14 protein-coding genes are annotated in these 15,876 nt (G+C 72.7%); 10 read left to right on the top strand and 4 right to left on the bottom strand.

The genetic code is table 11. The annotated features are described in order from the left end of the window. Positions 1 to 454, bottom strand: a 454-nt coding sequence (locus CR162_RS05025; RefSeq protein WP_099094438.1) for a transaldolase family protein, incomplete at its 3' end; no start/stop codon positions are given. A 173-nt stretch (positions 455 to 627) separates the two neighbouring features. Here CR162_RS05025 and CR162_RS05020 point away from each other — a divergent pair. The 9 genes from CR162_RS05020 to CR162_RS04980 all read left to right on the top strand — a co-directional run bounded on the left by CR162_RS05020 (position 628) and on the right by CR162_RS04980 (position 11,003). After that, entirely contained in the window at positions 628 to 2,811 is a 2,184-nt protein-coding gene (locus tag CR162_RS05020) for a primosomal protein N' (protein ID WP_099094437.1), read from the top strand. A 212-nt stretch (positions 2,812 to 3,023) separates the two neighbouring features. After that, a complete protein-coding gene (locus CR162_RS05015) occupies positions 3,024 to 3,605 on the top strand; it encodes a F0F1 ATP synthase subunit delta (protein ID WP_099094436.1) in 582 nt (193 codons plus the stop codon). A gap of 1 nt (position 3,606) precedes the next feature. After that, complete coding sequence (gene atpA, locus CR162_RS05010) at positions 3,607 to 5,142, top strand: F0F1 ATP synthase subunit alpha (protein ID WP_099094435.1); 1,536 nt, start codon at positions 3,607 to 3,609, stop codon at positions 5,140 to 5,142. Positions 5,143 to 5,163: 21 nt separating this feature from the next. Beyond that, complete coding sequence (locus tag CR162_RS05005) at positions 5,164 to 6,057, top strand: F0F1 ATP synthase subunit gamma (RefSeq protein WP_099094434.1); 894 nt, start codon at positions 5,164 to 5,166, stop codon at positions 6,055 to 6,057. Between the two features lie 14 nt (positions 6,058 to 6,071). Then, positions 6,072 to 7,502 carry a F0F1 ATP synthase subunit beta gene (gene atpD, locus CR162_RS05000; protein ID WP_281254953.1) on the top strand — a complete coding sequence of 477 codons (1,431 nt, stop codon included), beginning with the start codon at positions 6,072 to 6,074 and terminating at the stop codon, positions 7,500 to 7,502. Positions 7,503 to 7,524: 22 nt separating this feature from the next. Beyond that, a complete protein-coding gene (gene atpC / locus CR162_RS04995) occupies positions 7,525 to 7,935 on the top strand; it encodes an ATP synthase F1 subunit epsilon (RefSeq protein WP_099094432.1) in 411 nt (136 codons plus the stop codon). A 250-nt stretch (positions 7,936 to 8,185) separates the two neighbouring features. Next, positions 8,186 to 9,319, top strand: coding sequence for an endo-1,4-beta-xylanase (locus tag CR162_RS04990; RefSeq protein ID WP_245870131.1), 1,134 nt, complete (start codon positions 8,186 to 8,188; stop codon positions 9,317 to 9,319). 97 nt (positions 9,320 to 9,416) lie between these two features. Beyond that, complete coding sequence (locus CR162_RS04985; RefSeq protein ID WP_099094430.1) at positions 9,417 to 10,475, top strand: alanine racemase; 1,059 nt, start codon at positions 9,417 to 9,419, stop codon at positions 10,473 to 10,475. A 63-nt stretch (positions 10,476 to 10,538) separates the two neighbouring features. Further along, positions 10,539 to 11,003, top strand: coding sequence for a RidA family protein (locus tag CR162_RS04980; protein ID WP_099094429.1), 465 nt, complete (start codon positions 10,539 to 10,541; stop codon positions 11,001 to 11,003). 18 nt (positions 11,004 to 11,021) lie between these two features. Here CR162_RS04980 and CR162_RS04975 read toward each other — a convergent pair whose 3' ends face one another. Next, positions 11,022 to 11,996: an aminotransferase class I/II-fold pyridoxal phosphate-dependent enzyme gene (locus tag CR162_RS04975; RefSeq protein WP_099094428.1), complete on the bottom strand. Its 975-nt coding sequence runs from the start codon at positions 11,994 to 11,996 to the stop codon at positions 11,022 to 11,024. Positions 11,997 to 12,004: 8 nt separating this feature from the next. Further along, entirely contained in the window at positions 12,005 to 13,801 is a 1,797-nt protein-coding gene (locus CR162_RS04970) for a S9 family peptidase (RefSeq protein WP_099094427.1), read from the bottom strand. 91 nt (positions 13,802 to 13,892) lie between these two features. Between CR162_RS04970 and thrC the strand changes: the two genes are divergently transcribed. Further along, positions 13,893 to 15,299: a threonine synthase gene (gene thrC / locus CR162_RS04965; RefSeq protein WP_099094426.1), complete on the top strand. Its 1,407-nt coding sequence runs from the start codon at positions 13,893 to 13,895 to the stop codon at positions 15,297 to 15,299. A gap of 57 nt (positions 15,300 to 15,356) precedes the next feature. Here the strand turns inward: thrC and CR162_RS04960 are convergent, their stop codons facing one another. Continuing rightward, positions 15,357 to 15,806, bottom strand: coding sequence for a septal ring lytic transglycosylase RlpA family protein (locus CR162_RS04960; RefSeq protein ID WP_099094425.1), 450 nt, complete (start codon positions 15,804 to 15,806; stop codon positions 15,357 to 15,359). Positions 15,807 to 15,876: the final 70 nt, after the last annotated feature.

Here is a 15,876-nt window from a genome sequence, read left to right as displayed (position 1 = left end):
GGTAGATCTGCACGATGTCGGCGATGAGCTGCATGCCGTCCTGCGCCAGGTCGTCCAGCCGGCCGACGAAGGGCGAGATGTAGGTGGCGCCCGCCTTGGCCGCCAGCAGCGCCTGGGTGGGGGAGAAGCACAGCGTGACGTTGACCGGCGTGCCCTCGTCCGTGAGCGCCCGGCAGGTGCGCAGCCCCGCCTCGGTCAGCGGCACCTTCACCGCCACGTTCGGCGCGATGCCGCGCAGGAAGCGGCCCTCGGCCAGCATGGTCTCGTGGTCGGTGGCCGTCACCTCGGCGGAAACATGGCCGGGGGTGATGGCGCAGATCTCGGCGATCACCTCGGCCATGTTGCGGCCGGACTTGGCGATCAGCGACGGGTTGGTGGTGACGCCGTCCACCATGCCAAGCTCGGCGAGCGCGCGGATCTCGGACACCTCGGCGGTGTCGACGAAGAACTTCATGAGGCGGTTTCCTGTGGCGCGGCGGCGACGGGCGCCGGTTGCAAGGAGAAGGGGGTGCGCCCGGGGGGCGTGTCGCCCTATCTAGCGGATGGCGGGTGCCGAACGAAAGGCCGCCCGGGCGGAAGTGAGGTGCCGGCGGGCGGCGCCGCGGGAAGGTCTGGAGAAGGGGCCCGATGGCTCGTCTGCGTGTGCTGCTGCCCTTGCCGCTGGCCGGGGCCTATGACTACCGGGTGCCGGCCGGCTGGGACGTGCCGCCGGTGGGCAGCTTCGTGGTGGTGCCGCTCTCGGGCCGGCAGCTCTATGGCGTGGTGTGGGATGGCGAGGCCGACCCCGACCTGCCCGAGCGCCGCCTGCGCGACATCGCCGAGGTGCTGCCCGTGCCGCCCATGACGGCCAGCCTGCGCCGCTTCGTGGAATGGGTGGCCGCCTACACGCTGAGCCCGCCCGGCGCGGTGCTGCGCATGGCCATGAGCAGCCCCTCGGCGCTGGAGCCGCCGGCGCAGAAGGCGGGCTGGCGGCTTTCCGCCGCCGGGCAGCGCGCCGCGCGGGGGGAGGGGCGGCTGACCGAGGCGCGCCGGCGCGTGCTGGACGCGATGGAGCCGGGCGAGGTGTATGGCGGCGCCGCGCTGGCCGCCGAGGCGGGCGTCTCCGCCGGGGTGGTGCGCGGCATGGCCGATGCGGGGCTGCTCGAATCCGCCCTGCTGCCGGCCGGCGCCGACTTCCCCCGCCCCGATCCTGCCCACCCCGGCCCCGCCCTTGGCCCGGAGCAGCGGGCGGCGGCGGCGGCGCTGCGGGAAGCGGCGGCGGCGCGGGCCTTCGGCGTCACGCTGCTGACCGGCGTCACCGGCTCGGGCAAGACGGAGGTGTATCTGGACGCGGTGGCCGAGTGCCTGGAGCAGGGCCGGCAGGCGCTGGTGCTGCTGCCCGAGATCGCGCTCTCCACCCAGTGGCTGGAGCGGTTCGAGCGCCGCTTCGGCACCCCGCCCGCGCTGTGGCACTCCGAGCTCGGCAGCCGGCTGCGGCGCGACACCTGGCGCGCCGTGGCCGAGGGGCGGGCGCCGGTGCTGGTGGGCGCCCGCTCGGCGCTGTTCCTGCCCTTCCCCGATCTCGGCCTGATCATCGTGGACGAGGAGCACGAGACGGCCTTCAAGCAGGAGGAGGGCGTCATCTACAACGCGCGGGACATGGCGGTGGTGCGCGCGCGCCTGGCCGGCGCCGCCTGCGTGCTGGTCTCCGCCACCCCCAGCCTGGAGACGCTGACCAACGCCGAGACGGGCCGCTACGCCGCGCTGCACCTGCCCACCCGGCATGGCAGCGCCGGCCTGCCCGATGTGGCGGTGATCGACCAGCGGCGCACGCCGCCCGAGCGCGGCCGCTTCCTCAGCCCGCCGCTGGTGGAGGCGGTGCGGGAGACGCTGGCGGCGGGGCAGCAGGCCATGCTGTTCCTGAACCGCCGGGGCTACGCGCCGCTCACGCTCTGCCGCTCCTGCGGCCACCGCATGCGCTGCCCCAACTGCACCGCCTGGCTGGTGGAGCACCGGGTGCGCCGCACCCTGCAATGCCACCACTGCGGCCATGCCGAGCCGATCCCCGAGAGCTGCCCCGAATGCGCCGCCGAGGGCAGCCTGACCCCGCTCGGCCCCGGCGTGGAGCGGGTGCAGGAGGAGGCGGCGCTGCTCTTCCCCGAGGCGCGGCGGCTGGTGATGGCCTCCGACACCATCCCCGGCCCCGCCGCGGCGGCCGAGGCGGCGCGCGCCATCGCCGCGCGGGAGGTGGACCTGATCATCGGCACCCAGATCGTGGCCAAGGGCTGGCACTTCCCGCACCTGACGCTGGTGGGGGTGGTGGATGCCGATCTTGGCCTGGCGGGGGGCGACCTGCGCGCCGCCGAGCGCACCGTGCAGCTGCTGCACCAGGTGGCGGGCCGCGCCGGCCGGGCCGAGGCGCCGGGCCGGGTGCTGCTGCAATCCTGGAACCCCGGGCACCCGGTGCTGGAGGCCCTGGTCTCGGGCGACCTCGACAGCTTCATGCAGGCGGAGGCCGAGAGCCGCCGCCCGGGCCACTGGCCGCCCTTCGGCCGGCTCGCCGCGCTGATCGTCTCGGCCGAGGACGAGCGGGAGGCGGACCGCGCGGCGCGCGACCTCGGCCTGACCGCGCCGCGGGCCGAGGGGGTGGAGGTGCTGGGCCCGGCGCCGGCGCCGCTGGCCCTGTTGCGGGGCCGGCACCGGCGGCGCCTGCTGCTCAAGGCGCGGCGGGACGTGGCGGTGCAGCCGCTGCTGCGGGAATGGCTGTCCCGTGCCGGCGTGCCGGCGGGTGTGCGCGTGCAGGTTGATGTGGACCCGGTCAGCTTCCTCTGATTCGCCGCGCCCCGCGATGCAATGCGACAGGCGGGTGAAGGCCCGGTAACGAATCCGCAGCACCCCCCGTTGCCGCGCCGCAATACCTTGTGTTAATGCCGGGCCGCCGCGGCGGACGGTGTCCGCGCGCGTCGAAATCATGTCCAACCGCCGGATCGCCTTCCGGGGCGCCGAGCGGCGGGACGCCGGGATAGCAGAGAACGGGATCCTCCGTGGCCTCCGAAGCGACCAACGTCTCGCCGAACGCGACCAACCCGACCGGCCTCGCGCAGCGCTACGCGCTGGCGCTGCTGGAGCTGGCCAAGGACAAGAAGGTGGTCGATTCCGTCGCCGCCGACCTGGACAGCCTGAGCGACCTCTGGTCGAAGGACGCGGCCTTCCGCGCCTTCATCGAGGATCCTCGCCTCGACAGCGGCGCGCAGCGGCGCGGCGCTTTCGCCGTGCTGGAGCGCGCCGGGATCTCCGGCGACGTCCGCAACCTGGTCGGCGTGCTCGTCGCCAACCGCCGTCTGGCCTCGCTGCCGCAGGTGGTCGCCGCCTTTGGCGCGCTGCTCGCCGAGCAGCGCGGCCAGCAGACCGCCGAGGTCGCCACCGCCCATCCGCTTTCCGACACCCAGCGCGCGCAGATCGCCGCGCGGCTGACGGAAGCCGGGTATTCCAACGTGAAGCTGGTCGAGCGCGTCGATCCCACCCTGTTGGGTGGGCTGGTCGTCCGTCTCGGTTCCCGCCTCTACGACAGCTCGATCAAGTCCAAGCTGCAGCGTCTGCAGTACGCCATGAAGGGGGCCGCCTGATATGGAGATCCGTCCCGCCGAGATCTCGGAGATCCTGAAGCAGCAGATCGCCGGTTTCGACGCCGAAGCGAATGTTGCCGAGGTCGGCACCGTCTTGACCGTGGGCGACGGCATTGCCCGCGTCTACGGCCTGCAGAACGTCATGGCCGGCGAGCTGGTGGAGTTTCCCGCCGCTGGCCTGAAGGGCATGGCGCTGAACCTCGAGACCGACAATGTCGGTGTCGTGATCTTCGGTGACGACCGTGCCATCCGTGAGGGCGACACCGTCTCCCGCACCGGCGACATCGTGTCCGTGCCCACCGGCAAGGGCCTGCTCGGCCGCGTGGTCGACGGCCTGGGCAACCCGATCGACGGCAAGGGTCCGCTGGTCGACGTCAAGCCCGCGCTGGTCGAGGTGAAGGCGCCCGGCATCATCCCGCGCAAGTCGGTGCACGAGCCGATGCAGACGGGCGTGAAGGCCATCGACGCGCTGATCCCGATCGGCCGTGGCCAGCGCGAGCTGATCATCGGCGACCGCCAGACCGGCAAGACCGCCGTCATCATCGACACCATCATCAACCAGAAGCCGATCAACGCTTCGGGCGATGAGTCGAAGAAGCTCTACACCATCTATGTCGCGGTCGGGCAGAAGCGCTCCACCGTGGCGCAGCTGGTGCGCACGCTGGAAGAGAACGGCGCGATGGAGTACTCCATCATCGTCGCCGCCACCGCGTCCGACCCGGCGCCGATGCAGTTCCTGGCGCCCTACACGGGCTGCGCCATGGGCGAGTTCTTCCGCGACAACGGCATGCACGCGGTCATCTTCTACGATGACCTGTCGAAGCAGGCCGTGGCCTACCGCCAGATGTCGCTGCTGCTGCGCCGCCCGCCGGGCCGCGAGGCCTATCCGGGCGACGTGTTCTACCTGCACTCGCGCCTGCTCGAGCGCGCCGCCAAGATGGGCGAGGAGGCCGGCCTCGGCTCGCTGACCGCCCTGCCGGTGATCGAGACGCAGGCGGGCGACGTCTCCGCCTACATCCCGACCAACGTGATCTCGATCACGGACGGCCAGATCTTCCTGGAGACCGAGCTGTTCTTCAAGGGCATCCGCCCCGCCGTGAACGTCGGCCTCTCGGTGTCCCGCGTGGGCTCGGCGGCGCAGATCAAGGCGATGAAGCAGGTCGCCGGCAAGATCAAGCTGGAGCTGGCGCAGTACCGCGAGATGGCGGCCTTCGCCCAGTTCGCCTCCGACCTCGACGCCTCCACCCAGGCGCTCCTGGCCCGTGGCGCGCGCCTGACCGAGCTGCTGAAGCAGCCGCAGTTCAAGCCCGTGCCCGTGGAGGAGCAGGTGATCTCGCTCTTCGCCGGCGTGCGCGGCTACCTGGACAAGATCCCGGTGAACAAGGTCGGCGCCTTCGAGTCGCAGCTCCTGTCCTCGATCAAGGCGAACGAGCCGGGCATCGTGGAGAGCATCCGCGACAAGAAGGAGATCACCAAGGAGAACGAGGCGAAGCTCGTGTCCTTCATGGACAGCTTCGCCAAGTCCTTCGCGGCCTGAGGCAAGGCCAGGGCATACTCCATGGCCAACCTCAAGGAACTCCGGGGGCGCATCAACAGCGTCAAGTCCACCCGGAAGATCACCCAGGCGATGAAGATGGTCGCGGCGGCGAAGCTCCGCCGCGCCCAGAGCCAGGCCGAGGCGGCCCGCCCCTATGCCGAGCGGATGGCGCGCATGCTCGCCTCCCTCGGCCAGGCGGTGGTGGGCAACCCGGACGCGCCGAAGCTGCTCGTCGGCACCGGCGCGGACAGGGTGCACCTGCTGGTCGTCGTCACCGGCGACCGCGGCCTGGCCGGTCCGTTCAACACCAATGTGGGCCGCTTCGCGCGCGCCCGCATCCGTGAGCTGGAAGCCGAGGGCAAGACCGTCAAGGTCATGACCGTCGGCCGCAAGGGCGCCGCCTACCTGAAGCGCGAGTTCGCCTCCCGCTTCGTGGGCGAGGTCAGCTTCCAGGGCAAGAAGCGCGTCGGCTTCGAGGACGCGAACGAGATCGCCACCCGCGTCACCGCGATGCTGGAGGCCGGCGAGTTCGACGTCTGCACGCTGATCTACAACCGCTTCCGCAGCGTGATCAGCCAGGTGCCCACGGCGCAGCAGCTGATCCCGGCCGAGCTGCCCGAGGCCGCCCCGGCCGCGGGCGACGCGCAGGGCCAGCCCGGCGCGTGGTACGAGTACGAGCCGGATGAGGCCACCATCCTGGCCCAGCTGCTGCCCAAGAACCTGGCCATCCAGGTCTACCGGGCCATGCTGGAGAATTCGGCCGGCTTCTTCGGGTCGCAGATGAACGCGATGGACAACGCGACCCGCAACGCCGGCGACATGATCAACAAGCTGACCCTGACCTACAACCGTACGCGTCAGGCCAACATCACCCGCGAGCTCATCGAGATCATCTCGGGTGCGGAAGCCCTTTGAGGGGAATGACAGCCATGAAGAACAACGTTGGCAAGGTCACGCAGGTCCTGGGCGCTGTCGTGGACGTGCAGTTCCCCTCCGAACTGCCGAACATGCAGAACGCCCTGCAGGTGAAGATCGGCGACCGCACCCTGGTGCTGGAGGTCGCGCAGCACCTGGGCGAGCGCACCGTCCGCACCATCGCCATGGACACGACCGACGGCCTGGTCCGCGGCGCCGAGGTGGTGGACACCGGCAAGGGCATCGCCGTGCCGGTGGGCGAGGGCACGCTGGGCCGCATCCTGAACGTCATCGGCGAGCCGATCGACGAGCGCGGCCCGGTGCCGCACGAGAAGACCTACACCATCCACCGCGACGCCCCTCCCTTCGAGGACCAGGCGACCGCGGCCGAGATCCTGGTGACGGGCATCAAGGTCGTCGACCTGCTGGCCCCCTACCTGAAGGGCGGCAAGATCGGCCTCTTCGGCGGCGCCGGCGTCGGCAAGACCGTGACCATCCAGGAGCTGATCAACAACATCGCCAAGGGCCATGGCGGCGTGTCGGTCTTCGCCGGGGTCGGCGAGCGCACCCGCGAGGGCAACGACCTCTACCACGAGATGATCGACGCCGGCGTCATCAGGCTGGGCGACAACGGCTCCACCGAGGGCTCCAAGGTGGCGCTGGTCTATGGCCAGATGAACGAGCCGCCGGGTGCGCGCGCCCGCGTCGCGCTCTCGGGCCTGTCCATGGCGGAGTACTTCCGCGATGAGCAGGGCCAGGACGTGCTCTTCTTCATCGACAACATCTTCCGCTTCACCCAGGCGGGCGCCGAGGTGTCGGCCCTGCTCGGCCGCATCCCCTCCGCGGTGGGCTACCAGCCGACGCTGGCCACCGACATGGGCGCGCTGCAGGAGCGGATCACCTCGACCAAGAAGGGCTCGATCACGTCCGTGCAGGCCATCTACGTGCCCGCCGACGACCTGACCGACCCCGCGCCGGCCACCTCCTTCGCCCACCTGGACGCGACCACCGTTCTGTCGCGCTCCATCGCGGAGCAGGCGATCTTCCCGGCCGTGGACCCGCTGGACTCCACCAGCCGCGCGATGGACCCGCGCATCCTGGGCGAGGAGCACTACAACACCGCCCGCGAGGTGCAGCGCATCCTGCAGACCTACAAGTCGCTGCAGGACATCATCGCCATCCTGGGCATGGACGAGCTGTCGGAGGAGGACAAGCTGATCGTGGCGCGCGCGCGCAAGATCCAGCGCTTCCTCAGCCAGCCCTTCCACGTCGCCGAGGTGTTCACCGGCACGCCGGGCGTGTTCGTGAAGATCGAGGACACGGTCCGCTCCTTCGCCGCCATCTGCAAGGGCGAGTACGACCACCTCCCCGAGGCCGCCTTCTACATGGTGGGCACCATCGAGGACGCGGTGAAGAAGGCCGAGACCCTCAAGGCCGCGGCCTGAACCGGGCAGGGGGAGCTGATCCATGGCGACCTTCGACCTGGAACTGGTGAGCCCGGAGAAGCTCCTTCTCTCCCGCCCCGTCGAGATGGCCATCATCCCGGCGGCGGAGGGCGAGATGGGGGTGCTCCCCGGCATGGCGCCGATGATCGTGGCCCTCAAGGGCGGCGTCATCCGCGTGCAGGAGAACGGCCAGATCACCGAGCGGCTGTTCGTGCTCGGTGGCTTCGCCGAGATCACGCCGACCCGCGTGACGGTGCTGGCGGATGAGGCGACGCCCGTCGCCTCGCTGTCCCGCGCCAGCGCCGAGGCGCGCGTGAAGGAGGCCGAGGCCGCCTACAACGCCGCCGGCAACGAGGCGCCGGAGCTGCGCGAGGCGGCGATGGACCGCCTGCTCGCCGCGCGCGAGATGGCCGCCGCCGCCGAGGCCGCCTGACGCCTCGCCCCGGCTCCTGGCCGGGCTGTGATTTGATTCCGGACGCCGTTCGCAGGACATCGCTGCGGGCGGCGTTTTTTCTTTCCGGGCGGACATCCTCCCGGGCGGCCATGGGCGGGAGCGGCATGAGGCACTGGCAGGTCGGGCAGGTGGCATGGAACCGGTTCGATCCGTCGCGGCTGGGTCCCGGGCCGGTCCCGCCGGGGGCGGCAAGGGCGGAGAAGTCCGGCGCGGGCCGCGGGGACACGGCTTGAGCCCCGCCCTGCTCCGCCGCCGCACCCTGCTGGCCGCCGCGGCCGCCGGCACCCTGTCGCCATTCCCAGGCCGCGCCCAGCTCACCCCGGACCTCGGCGCGCTGCCCGGCCTCGGCGCCCTGGCGCGGAGCCGGGGCATCACCTTCGGCGCCGCCGTGCAGGGCCAGCTTCTCGAGACCGAGCCGGACTACCAGCGCGCCTTCGAGACGGAGGCCGCGATCCTGGTGCCGGAATGGGAGGCCAAGTGGTCCGCCCTGCAGCCGCAGGAGGGCCGCTTCGACACCGCGCCGCTCGATTCCATCCTGCGCTGGGCGCAATCCCGCGCGCGGCCGGTGCGCGGCCACGCCCTGGTCTGGCACAACGACATACCGGGCTGGGCGCAGGCCGCGCTGGCCGAGGGGCGGCACCGCGCCATGGCCGTGATGGCCGCGCATTTCGACCGCGTGCTCGCCCATGGCCGCGGCCAGATCCGCGACTGGGACGTGGTCAACGAGCCGGTCGCCAACCCGCCCGGCAGCGACGTGCCGCAGGCCGGGCCGGGCGAGCTGCGCGACACGCCCTGGCTGCGCGCCCTCGGCCCCGGCTACATCGACATCGCCTTCCGCATGGCGCGGGAGCGCGACCCCACCCTGCGCCTGACCCTGAACGAGTATGGCGTCGAGGAGGACACGCCGGACGCGGCCGAGAAGCGGCGCCGGCTGCTCTCGCTGCTCCGCTCGCTGCTGTCGCGCGGCGTGCCGGTCGATGCGGTGGGCATCCAGGCGCATCTGCAGATGGCGCGCCCCTTCCGCCCCGCGCCCTTCGCCGCCTTTCTGGCCGAGCTGCGGCAGATGGGGCTGGCCGTGCTGATCACCGAGCTCGACATGCGCGAGACGCAGGAGGCCCCGCCCGGCCTCGCGGTGCGCGACACCATGGTGGCCGAGCGCACCCATGCCTTCGTCGCCACCGCGCTGGAGGGGGGCGTGCGCACCGTGCTCACCTGGGGCCTCTCGGACCGCCATTCCTGGCTGGCGAGCGATGCGGGGGTGATGCTGCGCGACGGCCGCACCCATCGCGGGCTGCCGCTGGACGAGGAATGGCGCCGCAAGCCGATGTGGGAAGCCCTGGCCCGCGCCTTCCAGGGCGGCTGAGCCCGGGAACGGCCAAGCGGCAGCGGGGGGAAGGGGGGCGACAGCGGCGCCGATCGGGTGTTTGCTGGGAAGCCGCCTCTTTCCGCCAGGAGCCCCGATGGACCTTGCCACCCTCGAAACCCCCGTGCCGGTCGTGGACCTCGCCGTGGTCGAGGCGAACCTGGAGCGGATGCAGGATTACTGCGACCGCCACGGCCTCGCCCTGCGGCCGCACATCAAGACGCACAAGATCCCGGCCCTGGCGCTGCGGCAGGTGGAGCTGGGGGCCAGGGGCATCACCTGTCAGAAGCTGGGCGAGGCCGAGGTGATGGCCGCCGCCGGGCTGGATGACATCCTCATCTCCTACCCGCTGGTGGGGCAGAACAAGGCCGCGCGCCTCGCGCCGCTGGCCGGCCGTGCGCGGATGCGCGTGGCGGTGGACAACCCGCTGGCGTTGCGGAGCGCGGCCGAGGCGGCGGCCCTCTCGGGCGCCGAGATCGGCGTGCGGGTGGAGTTCGACAGCGGCGCCCGCCGAACCGGCGTCACCAGCGCCGAGGCCGCGCTGGAGCTGGCCCGCGCCGCCCGCGCCACCCCCGGCCTGCGCTTCGACGGGCTGATGACCTATCCCGTCTCCGCCGCCAGCGCCGTGTTCCTGGAGGCCGTGCTGCCGCGCCTGCGGGCGGAGGGGCTGGAGCCGGCCATCCTGTCCGGCGGCGGCACGCCGGATGCCTTCCGCACCCACGAACTGGCGCCGGTCAACGAGCTGCGCGTCGGCACCTACATCTACAACGACCGCATGATGGTGGCGGCCGGCCATGCCGGCTGGGCCGATTGCGCGCTGCACCTGCACGTCACCGTCATCAGCCGCCCCACCGCCGATCGCGGCATCGTCGATGCCGGGACCAAGAGCTTCGCCGCCGACCTGATGCCGCAGGGTGCTGCGCTGGGCCATGGCTACTTCCCCGACTATCCGGAGGTCAGGCTGGAGCGGCTGAGCGAGGAGCACGGCATGCTCGACCTCTCCGCCTGCGCGCGGAAGCCGGAGCTTGGCGAGCGGCTGCGCGTGGTGCCCAACCATGTCTGCCCGGTGAGCAACCTGCACGACCGCATCGCCTTCATGCGCGGGGGCGAGTTCCTGGGGTTCCAGGACGTGGCGGCGCGGGGCAGGACCCTCTGACGCCTCGGGGGAGGGATGCCTTCCCCGCCCCTTCTTCATGTCCGGAAGAACCAAGGAAACGCCATGACCGAGACCGCCGAGCAGCGCCTGGAGGCCCTGGGGCACAGCCTGCCGAAAGTGGGCAAGCCGCTGTTCAGCTATGTGCCGTTCCGCCGCGCGGGGGATGTCGCCTATCTTTCCGGGCAGGTGCCCCGGCTGGCGGATGGCTCCCTCATCCAGGGCAAGGTGGGGGCCGGGATGGGGGTGGAGGAGGCCTGCGAGGCGGCCGAGCTTTGCGCCCTGCACCTGCTGGCCATCGCCCGCGAGGCCGCCGGCTCGCTCGAGAAGGTGGAGTTCCTCAAGGTGTTCGGCATGGTCAACGCCACGCCGGAATTCGGCGAGCAGCCCAGGGTGATCGACGCCTGCTCGCAGCTCCTCGCCGCCGTCCTCGGCGAGCGCGGCCAGCATGCCCGCTCGGCCGTCGGCATGGGTTCGCTCCCTTCCAACGTGCCGGTGGAGATCGAGGCCGTCATCCGCATCCTGCCCTGAGGCGGGGTGCGGCGGCGGTCAGCCCCGCAGCAGCGGCGCCAGGCGGCGGAGCCCCGCCGCCAGCCTGTCGCGCTCCGCCTCGCCGCCGAGCGAGAGGCGGAAGAACGGCGCCTCGTCCCCGGCGAGGCGGAAGGGGGTGGCGGGGGCGAGGGAAACCTCCGCCGCCCTGGCGCGCGCCAGGGCGCGCCGCGCGGCCCCCTCGGCGCGCTTGGCGGCCATCAGCCGGGCGGCGGTGCCATCCCCCGCCAGCAACGCGGTGGCGGCGGCGATCACCGGGTTGGCCGTCAGGCCACGGATGCGGATCTGCTCCGCGGCATCGGCGAGCCGCCCCGCCGGCGTGGAGACCGCCCCCAGCCGCAGCGACAGCGACACCATCTTCGACAGGCTCCACATGCCGAACACCCGCTCCGGCAGCAGGCTGGCCAGGCTGGGCGGGCGCCTCGCCGGATCGGCCAGGAAGGCATAGGCCTCGTCCTCCACCACCCAGAGGCCGTGCCGCGCGGCGATGGCGGCCAGCGCCTCCAGCCGCGCGGCGCTGTAGGTGAGGCCGAGCGGGTTGTGCACCACCGGCATCAGGTAGAGCACGCCGGGCGGCTCGGGCCCCCCGAGCGCCTGTTCCAGCGCCGCCGGGTCCATCCCCTCCGCGTCCATCGGCAGGCCGAGCGTGGGCACGCCCTCCAGCGCCAGGAAGTGCCGCGCCATGGGGAAGCTGTGCGCCTCCATGGCGATACGGCGGCGCCCCGGCCCCGCCGCCGCCAGCGCCGCCGCGAAGGCCACGCCGAGCGCCGATTGCCCGCCGCAGGTCAGCGCCACCGCCTGCCCCGGGGCCAGCCCCAGCAAGGCCCCGATGGCCTGCCGCGCCGCCCCGGCGCCCTCGGGCGGGCCGTATTCGGCGGGAAGGGGATCGCCGCGCTCCAGCAGGGCGCGCAGCGCGCCGGCCACGGCCGCCTCCTGTTCCGGCACGGCGGGGTAGTTCACCCAGAGGTCGTGCATGGCCGCGCTCAGCCCTTCAGATGCGTCGCCAGGAAGGCCAGCACGGCGCGGTAGACCCGCCGCCGGTTCTCCCGCTTGGTGAAGCCATGCCCCTCGTCGGGGAAGGTCAGGTATTCCACCGGCACGCCGCGCCGCTCCAGCGCCGCCACGATCTGCGCGCTTTCCAGGGGCGGCACGCGCGGGTCGGTCATGCCCTGGGCCACCAGCAGCGGGCAGGCGATGCGCTCCGCCCGCAGCAGGGGCGAGAGGCGCTCCAGCAGGGCGGCATCGCGCACCGGGTCGCCATATTCGGCGGCGCGGTGGCCGATGCGCCAGGGCCCGGTGCGCTCGAAGAAGGTCTTCCAGCGGGCGATGCCGTAGAAATCCACCCCGCAGGCCCAGAGGCCGGGATATTCCGTGGTGGCGGCCAGCACCATCCAGCCGCCATAGCTCTGCCCCATGATGCCGATGCGCCCCTCGTCCACCTCGGCGCGGGCGGCGAGGAAGGCATGGGCGGCGGCGAGGTCGGCCACGCTGTCCAGCCGCTTCTCGCGGTCATCCAGCGCGGCATAGGCGCGGCCATAGCCGGTGGAGCCGCGCACGTTCGGCACCAGCACGCCGATGCCGAGCGCCAGCACCGCCTGCAGGTCCGGCCGCCAGTTGGGCAGGGCCTGCGCCGCCGGCCCGCCATGCACCCAGACCAGCATGGGCCAGCCGCCGCCGGGCGCCTCGCCCTCCGGCAGGGCCAGGAAGGCGGGGATCTCCCGCCCGTCATGGGTGGGGTAGGTGATGCTTTCCCATTGCCGCAGCCCGGGCGGCGGGGCGGCGGGAAGCAGCGGCGCGCTGTCCGGCCGGTCCGGCCAGGCGCGGTGCAGCCCGGAGGGGAAGGCGAATCCGGCCAGGTCGAAGGCGACATGGCTGCCATCCGGATGCCCCTCCGGCGCCCAGCTCACCTTGGTGATGACGCCGCGGGGGTGCCAGGGCGTGGCCCGCACGGCGCCGCTTTCCGCGTCGAGGAAGCGCAGCCGGGAATAGCCGCCCTCGTTCACCACCACCGCCAGCAGCGACTGGTCGGGCGAGACCTGCAGCAGCTCGACGTCGTGCGGCGGCGCGTGGAGGAAGCGCGGCTCCGCCGCCCCTGGCCCCTGGAAGGCGACGCCGAGGAAATCTCGCCCCCGGTCACTCAGCAGCCAGAAGCCGCCGCCTTTCCGCCGGCCGCAGGGCGAAAGGTGGCGCCAGTCGCCCTCATGCGGGGTGAGAGGGGTGCGGGCGCCATCCGCCAGGGCCACGCGGTCGAGGCTGGCTTCGAAGCTGCGGGGCGCGCTGGCCAGCAGCAGCGCCTGGCCATCGGGCGCCCAGGCCGGCAGCTCGTGCGGGCCCTCCACCTCGGCCACGCAGCGCGCCCCGCCGGTGGCGATGTCCATCACCCAGGCATCGGTGTGCGCCGGGTCGCGCGCATTGGCGGTGTAGGCGATCCGCCCGCCCTCGGGCGAGACGGCGCCCCAGCCATGGATCACCTCCGGCGCCGCGGTCAGGGCGCGGGGCTCGCCCTGGGGCGGCAGGTGGTGGAGCTGGACCCGCTCGTCGCCGGCGCCGTCGCGGCCGAACACGGCGCCGCCATCCGGCAGGCCGGCCACATGCGAGACGGCGTCGCGGTGGCGGGTGCGGGGCCGGGGCGCGCCGCCGCCGGCGGGGATCTCCCAGACCTGGGCGGAGCCCTCCGCGTCATGCAGGAAGTAGAGCCGGCCATCCCCGGCATGGGCGGGCGCGCTGGCGGCGGGGGTGGCGAGCAGGCGCTCGAGCAGGGCGGCGGCGTCGGTCGTCATGCGCCGCACGGTGGACCCGATCCGGCGGGGAGGCAAATCCGTGCAACCGGCATGGCCGGATGCCGCGCCAGCGCCTAATCTGCGCCGCATCATGCGCTATGTCTCGACCCGGGGCGACGCCCCCGCCCGCGATTTCGAAGGCGTCCTCCTGGCCGGGCTGGCCGAGGATGGTGGCCTGTTCATGCCCGAATCCTGGCCGCTGCTCTCGGCCGCCGAATGGCGCGGCCTGCGCGGCCTGCCCTATCCGGAGCTGGCCGCCCAGCTGATGGCGCGCTTCACCGGCGGCGCGCCGGACGAGGCCACGCTGCTGCGCATGGCGCGCGCCGCCTATGGCGGCTTCGGCCACGCCGCCACGGCGCCGCTGGTGCAGGTGGAGCCCGGCATCTTCTCGCTGGAGCTGTTCCATGGCCCGACGCTCGCCTTCAAGGACATGGCGATGCAGCTGCTCGGCCAGCTCTTCGACCATGTGCTGGAAAAGCGCGGCGAGCGCGTGACCATCGTCGGCGCCACCTCGGGCGACACGGGCTCCGCCGCCATCGAGGCCTGCCGCGACCGTGGCGCGATCGACGTGGTGATCCTGCACCCCGAGGGCCGCACCTCCGAGGTGCAGCGCCGGCAGATGACCACGGTGCTGTCGTCCAACATCCACAACATCGCCGTCCAGGGCAGCTTCGACGATTGCCAGGACCTGGTGAAGGCGATGTTCAACGACGCGCCCTTCCGCCAGGAGATGCGCCTCTCGGCGGTGAACTCGATCAACTGGGCGCGCATCGCGGCGCAGGTGCCCTATTACGCCTATGCCGCGCTGGCGCTCGGCGCGCCGGACCGGCCGGTGGCGGTGTCCGTCCCCACCGGCAATTTCGGCAACGTGCTGGCCGCCTGGGTGGCGCGCCGCATGGGGCTGCCGATCGAGCGGCTGATCATCGGCGCCAACCGCAACGACATCCTGGCCCGCTTCCTCGCCGCCAACGACATGAGCGTGCAGGGCGTCGCGCCCTCGCTCTCGCCGAGCATGGACATCCAGGTCTCGTCGAACTTCGAGCGGCTGCTGTTCGAGCTGCTGGGGCGGGACGCGGCGGCCACGGCGGCGACGATGCGGCGCTTCCGCGCCGAGGGCCGCATGCCGGTGCCGGACGATGCGTGGCGCCGTGCCACCGCCCTGTTCCACGGCCACACCCTCTCGGATGAGGGGACGCTGGAGGAGATCCGCCGCCTGCACCGGGACAGCGCCTATCTGGCCGATCCGCACACCGCCATCGGCATGGCGGCGGCGCGCGCCCACCGGCCGGAGGACAGGGGCATCCCCGTGATCGTCGCCGCCACGGCGCACCCGGCCAAGTTCCCGGATGCGGTGGAAAAGGCGACCGGCATCCGCCCGCCGCTGCCGCCCCGCCTGGCCGACCTGTACCAGCGGGAGGAGCGCCTCACCGTGCTGCCCAACGAGCTGGAAGGCATCGAGGCCGCCGTGCGCGGCCATGCGCGGCGCAACGCCGCCTGAGGAAAGGCACGCCAGGGGAAGGCGGCGCCTTCCCCCCTTCCGGCAAAACAGGCCGGCTCAGCCCGGATTGCTCGGGATGCTGAGCGGCACCACCTCGACCATCACCACGCCATCCTCCCGCATGCCGAGCTGGCTGGCCACGCGGGGGCTGACATCGATCACCCGCCCGCGCTTGAACGGGCCGCGGTCCTGGATGGTGACGATGGCGCTGCGGCCATTCTCCAGGTTCTTCACCCGCGCCTCGGTGCCGAGCGGCAGGGTGCGGCTGGCCGCGGCGTTGGAGTTTCGGTTGAAGCGCCGGCCATTAGCCATGCGCTTGCCATGGAAGTGGTTGGCGTAGAACGAGGCGCGGCCCCGCTGCGGGCGGTGCGCCGCGCGCGGGGGCGGTTTGCCGGCGCTGGCGGCGCGGGCGGTGGTCTCGCGCTTCACCTCGCGGCTCTCGGCGGGCGAGAAAGCGGCCGTGAGGCCGAAGGCGACACAGATCGCGGCCAGTTTCAGTCCTCGCATGACGGGTGGCCCTCCTTCCTTGCGATGGGCCGCGTGGCGGCGGGCGCCGCCCGAGGCCGGTCCATTCAGA

The organism is Teichococcus rhizosphaerae (assembly GCF_002631185.1).
Taxonomy (GTDB): domain Bacteria; phylum Pseudomonadota; class Alphaproteobacteria; order Acetobacterales; family Acetobacteraceae; genus Pseudoroseomonas; species Pseudoroseomonas rhizosphaerae.
This window is presented reverse-complemented; position numbering and strand designations above follow the sequence as displayed.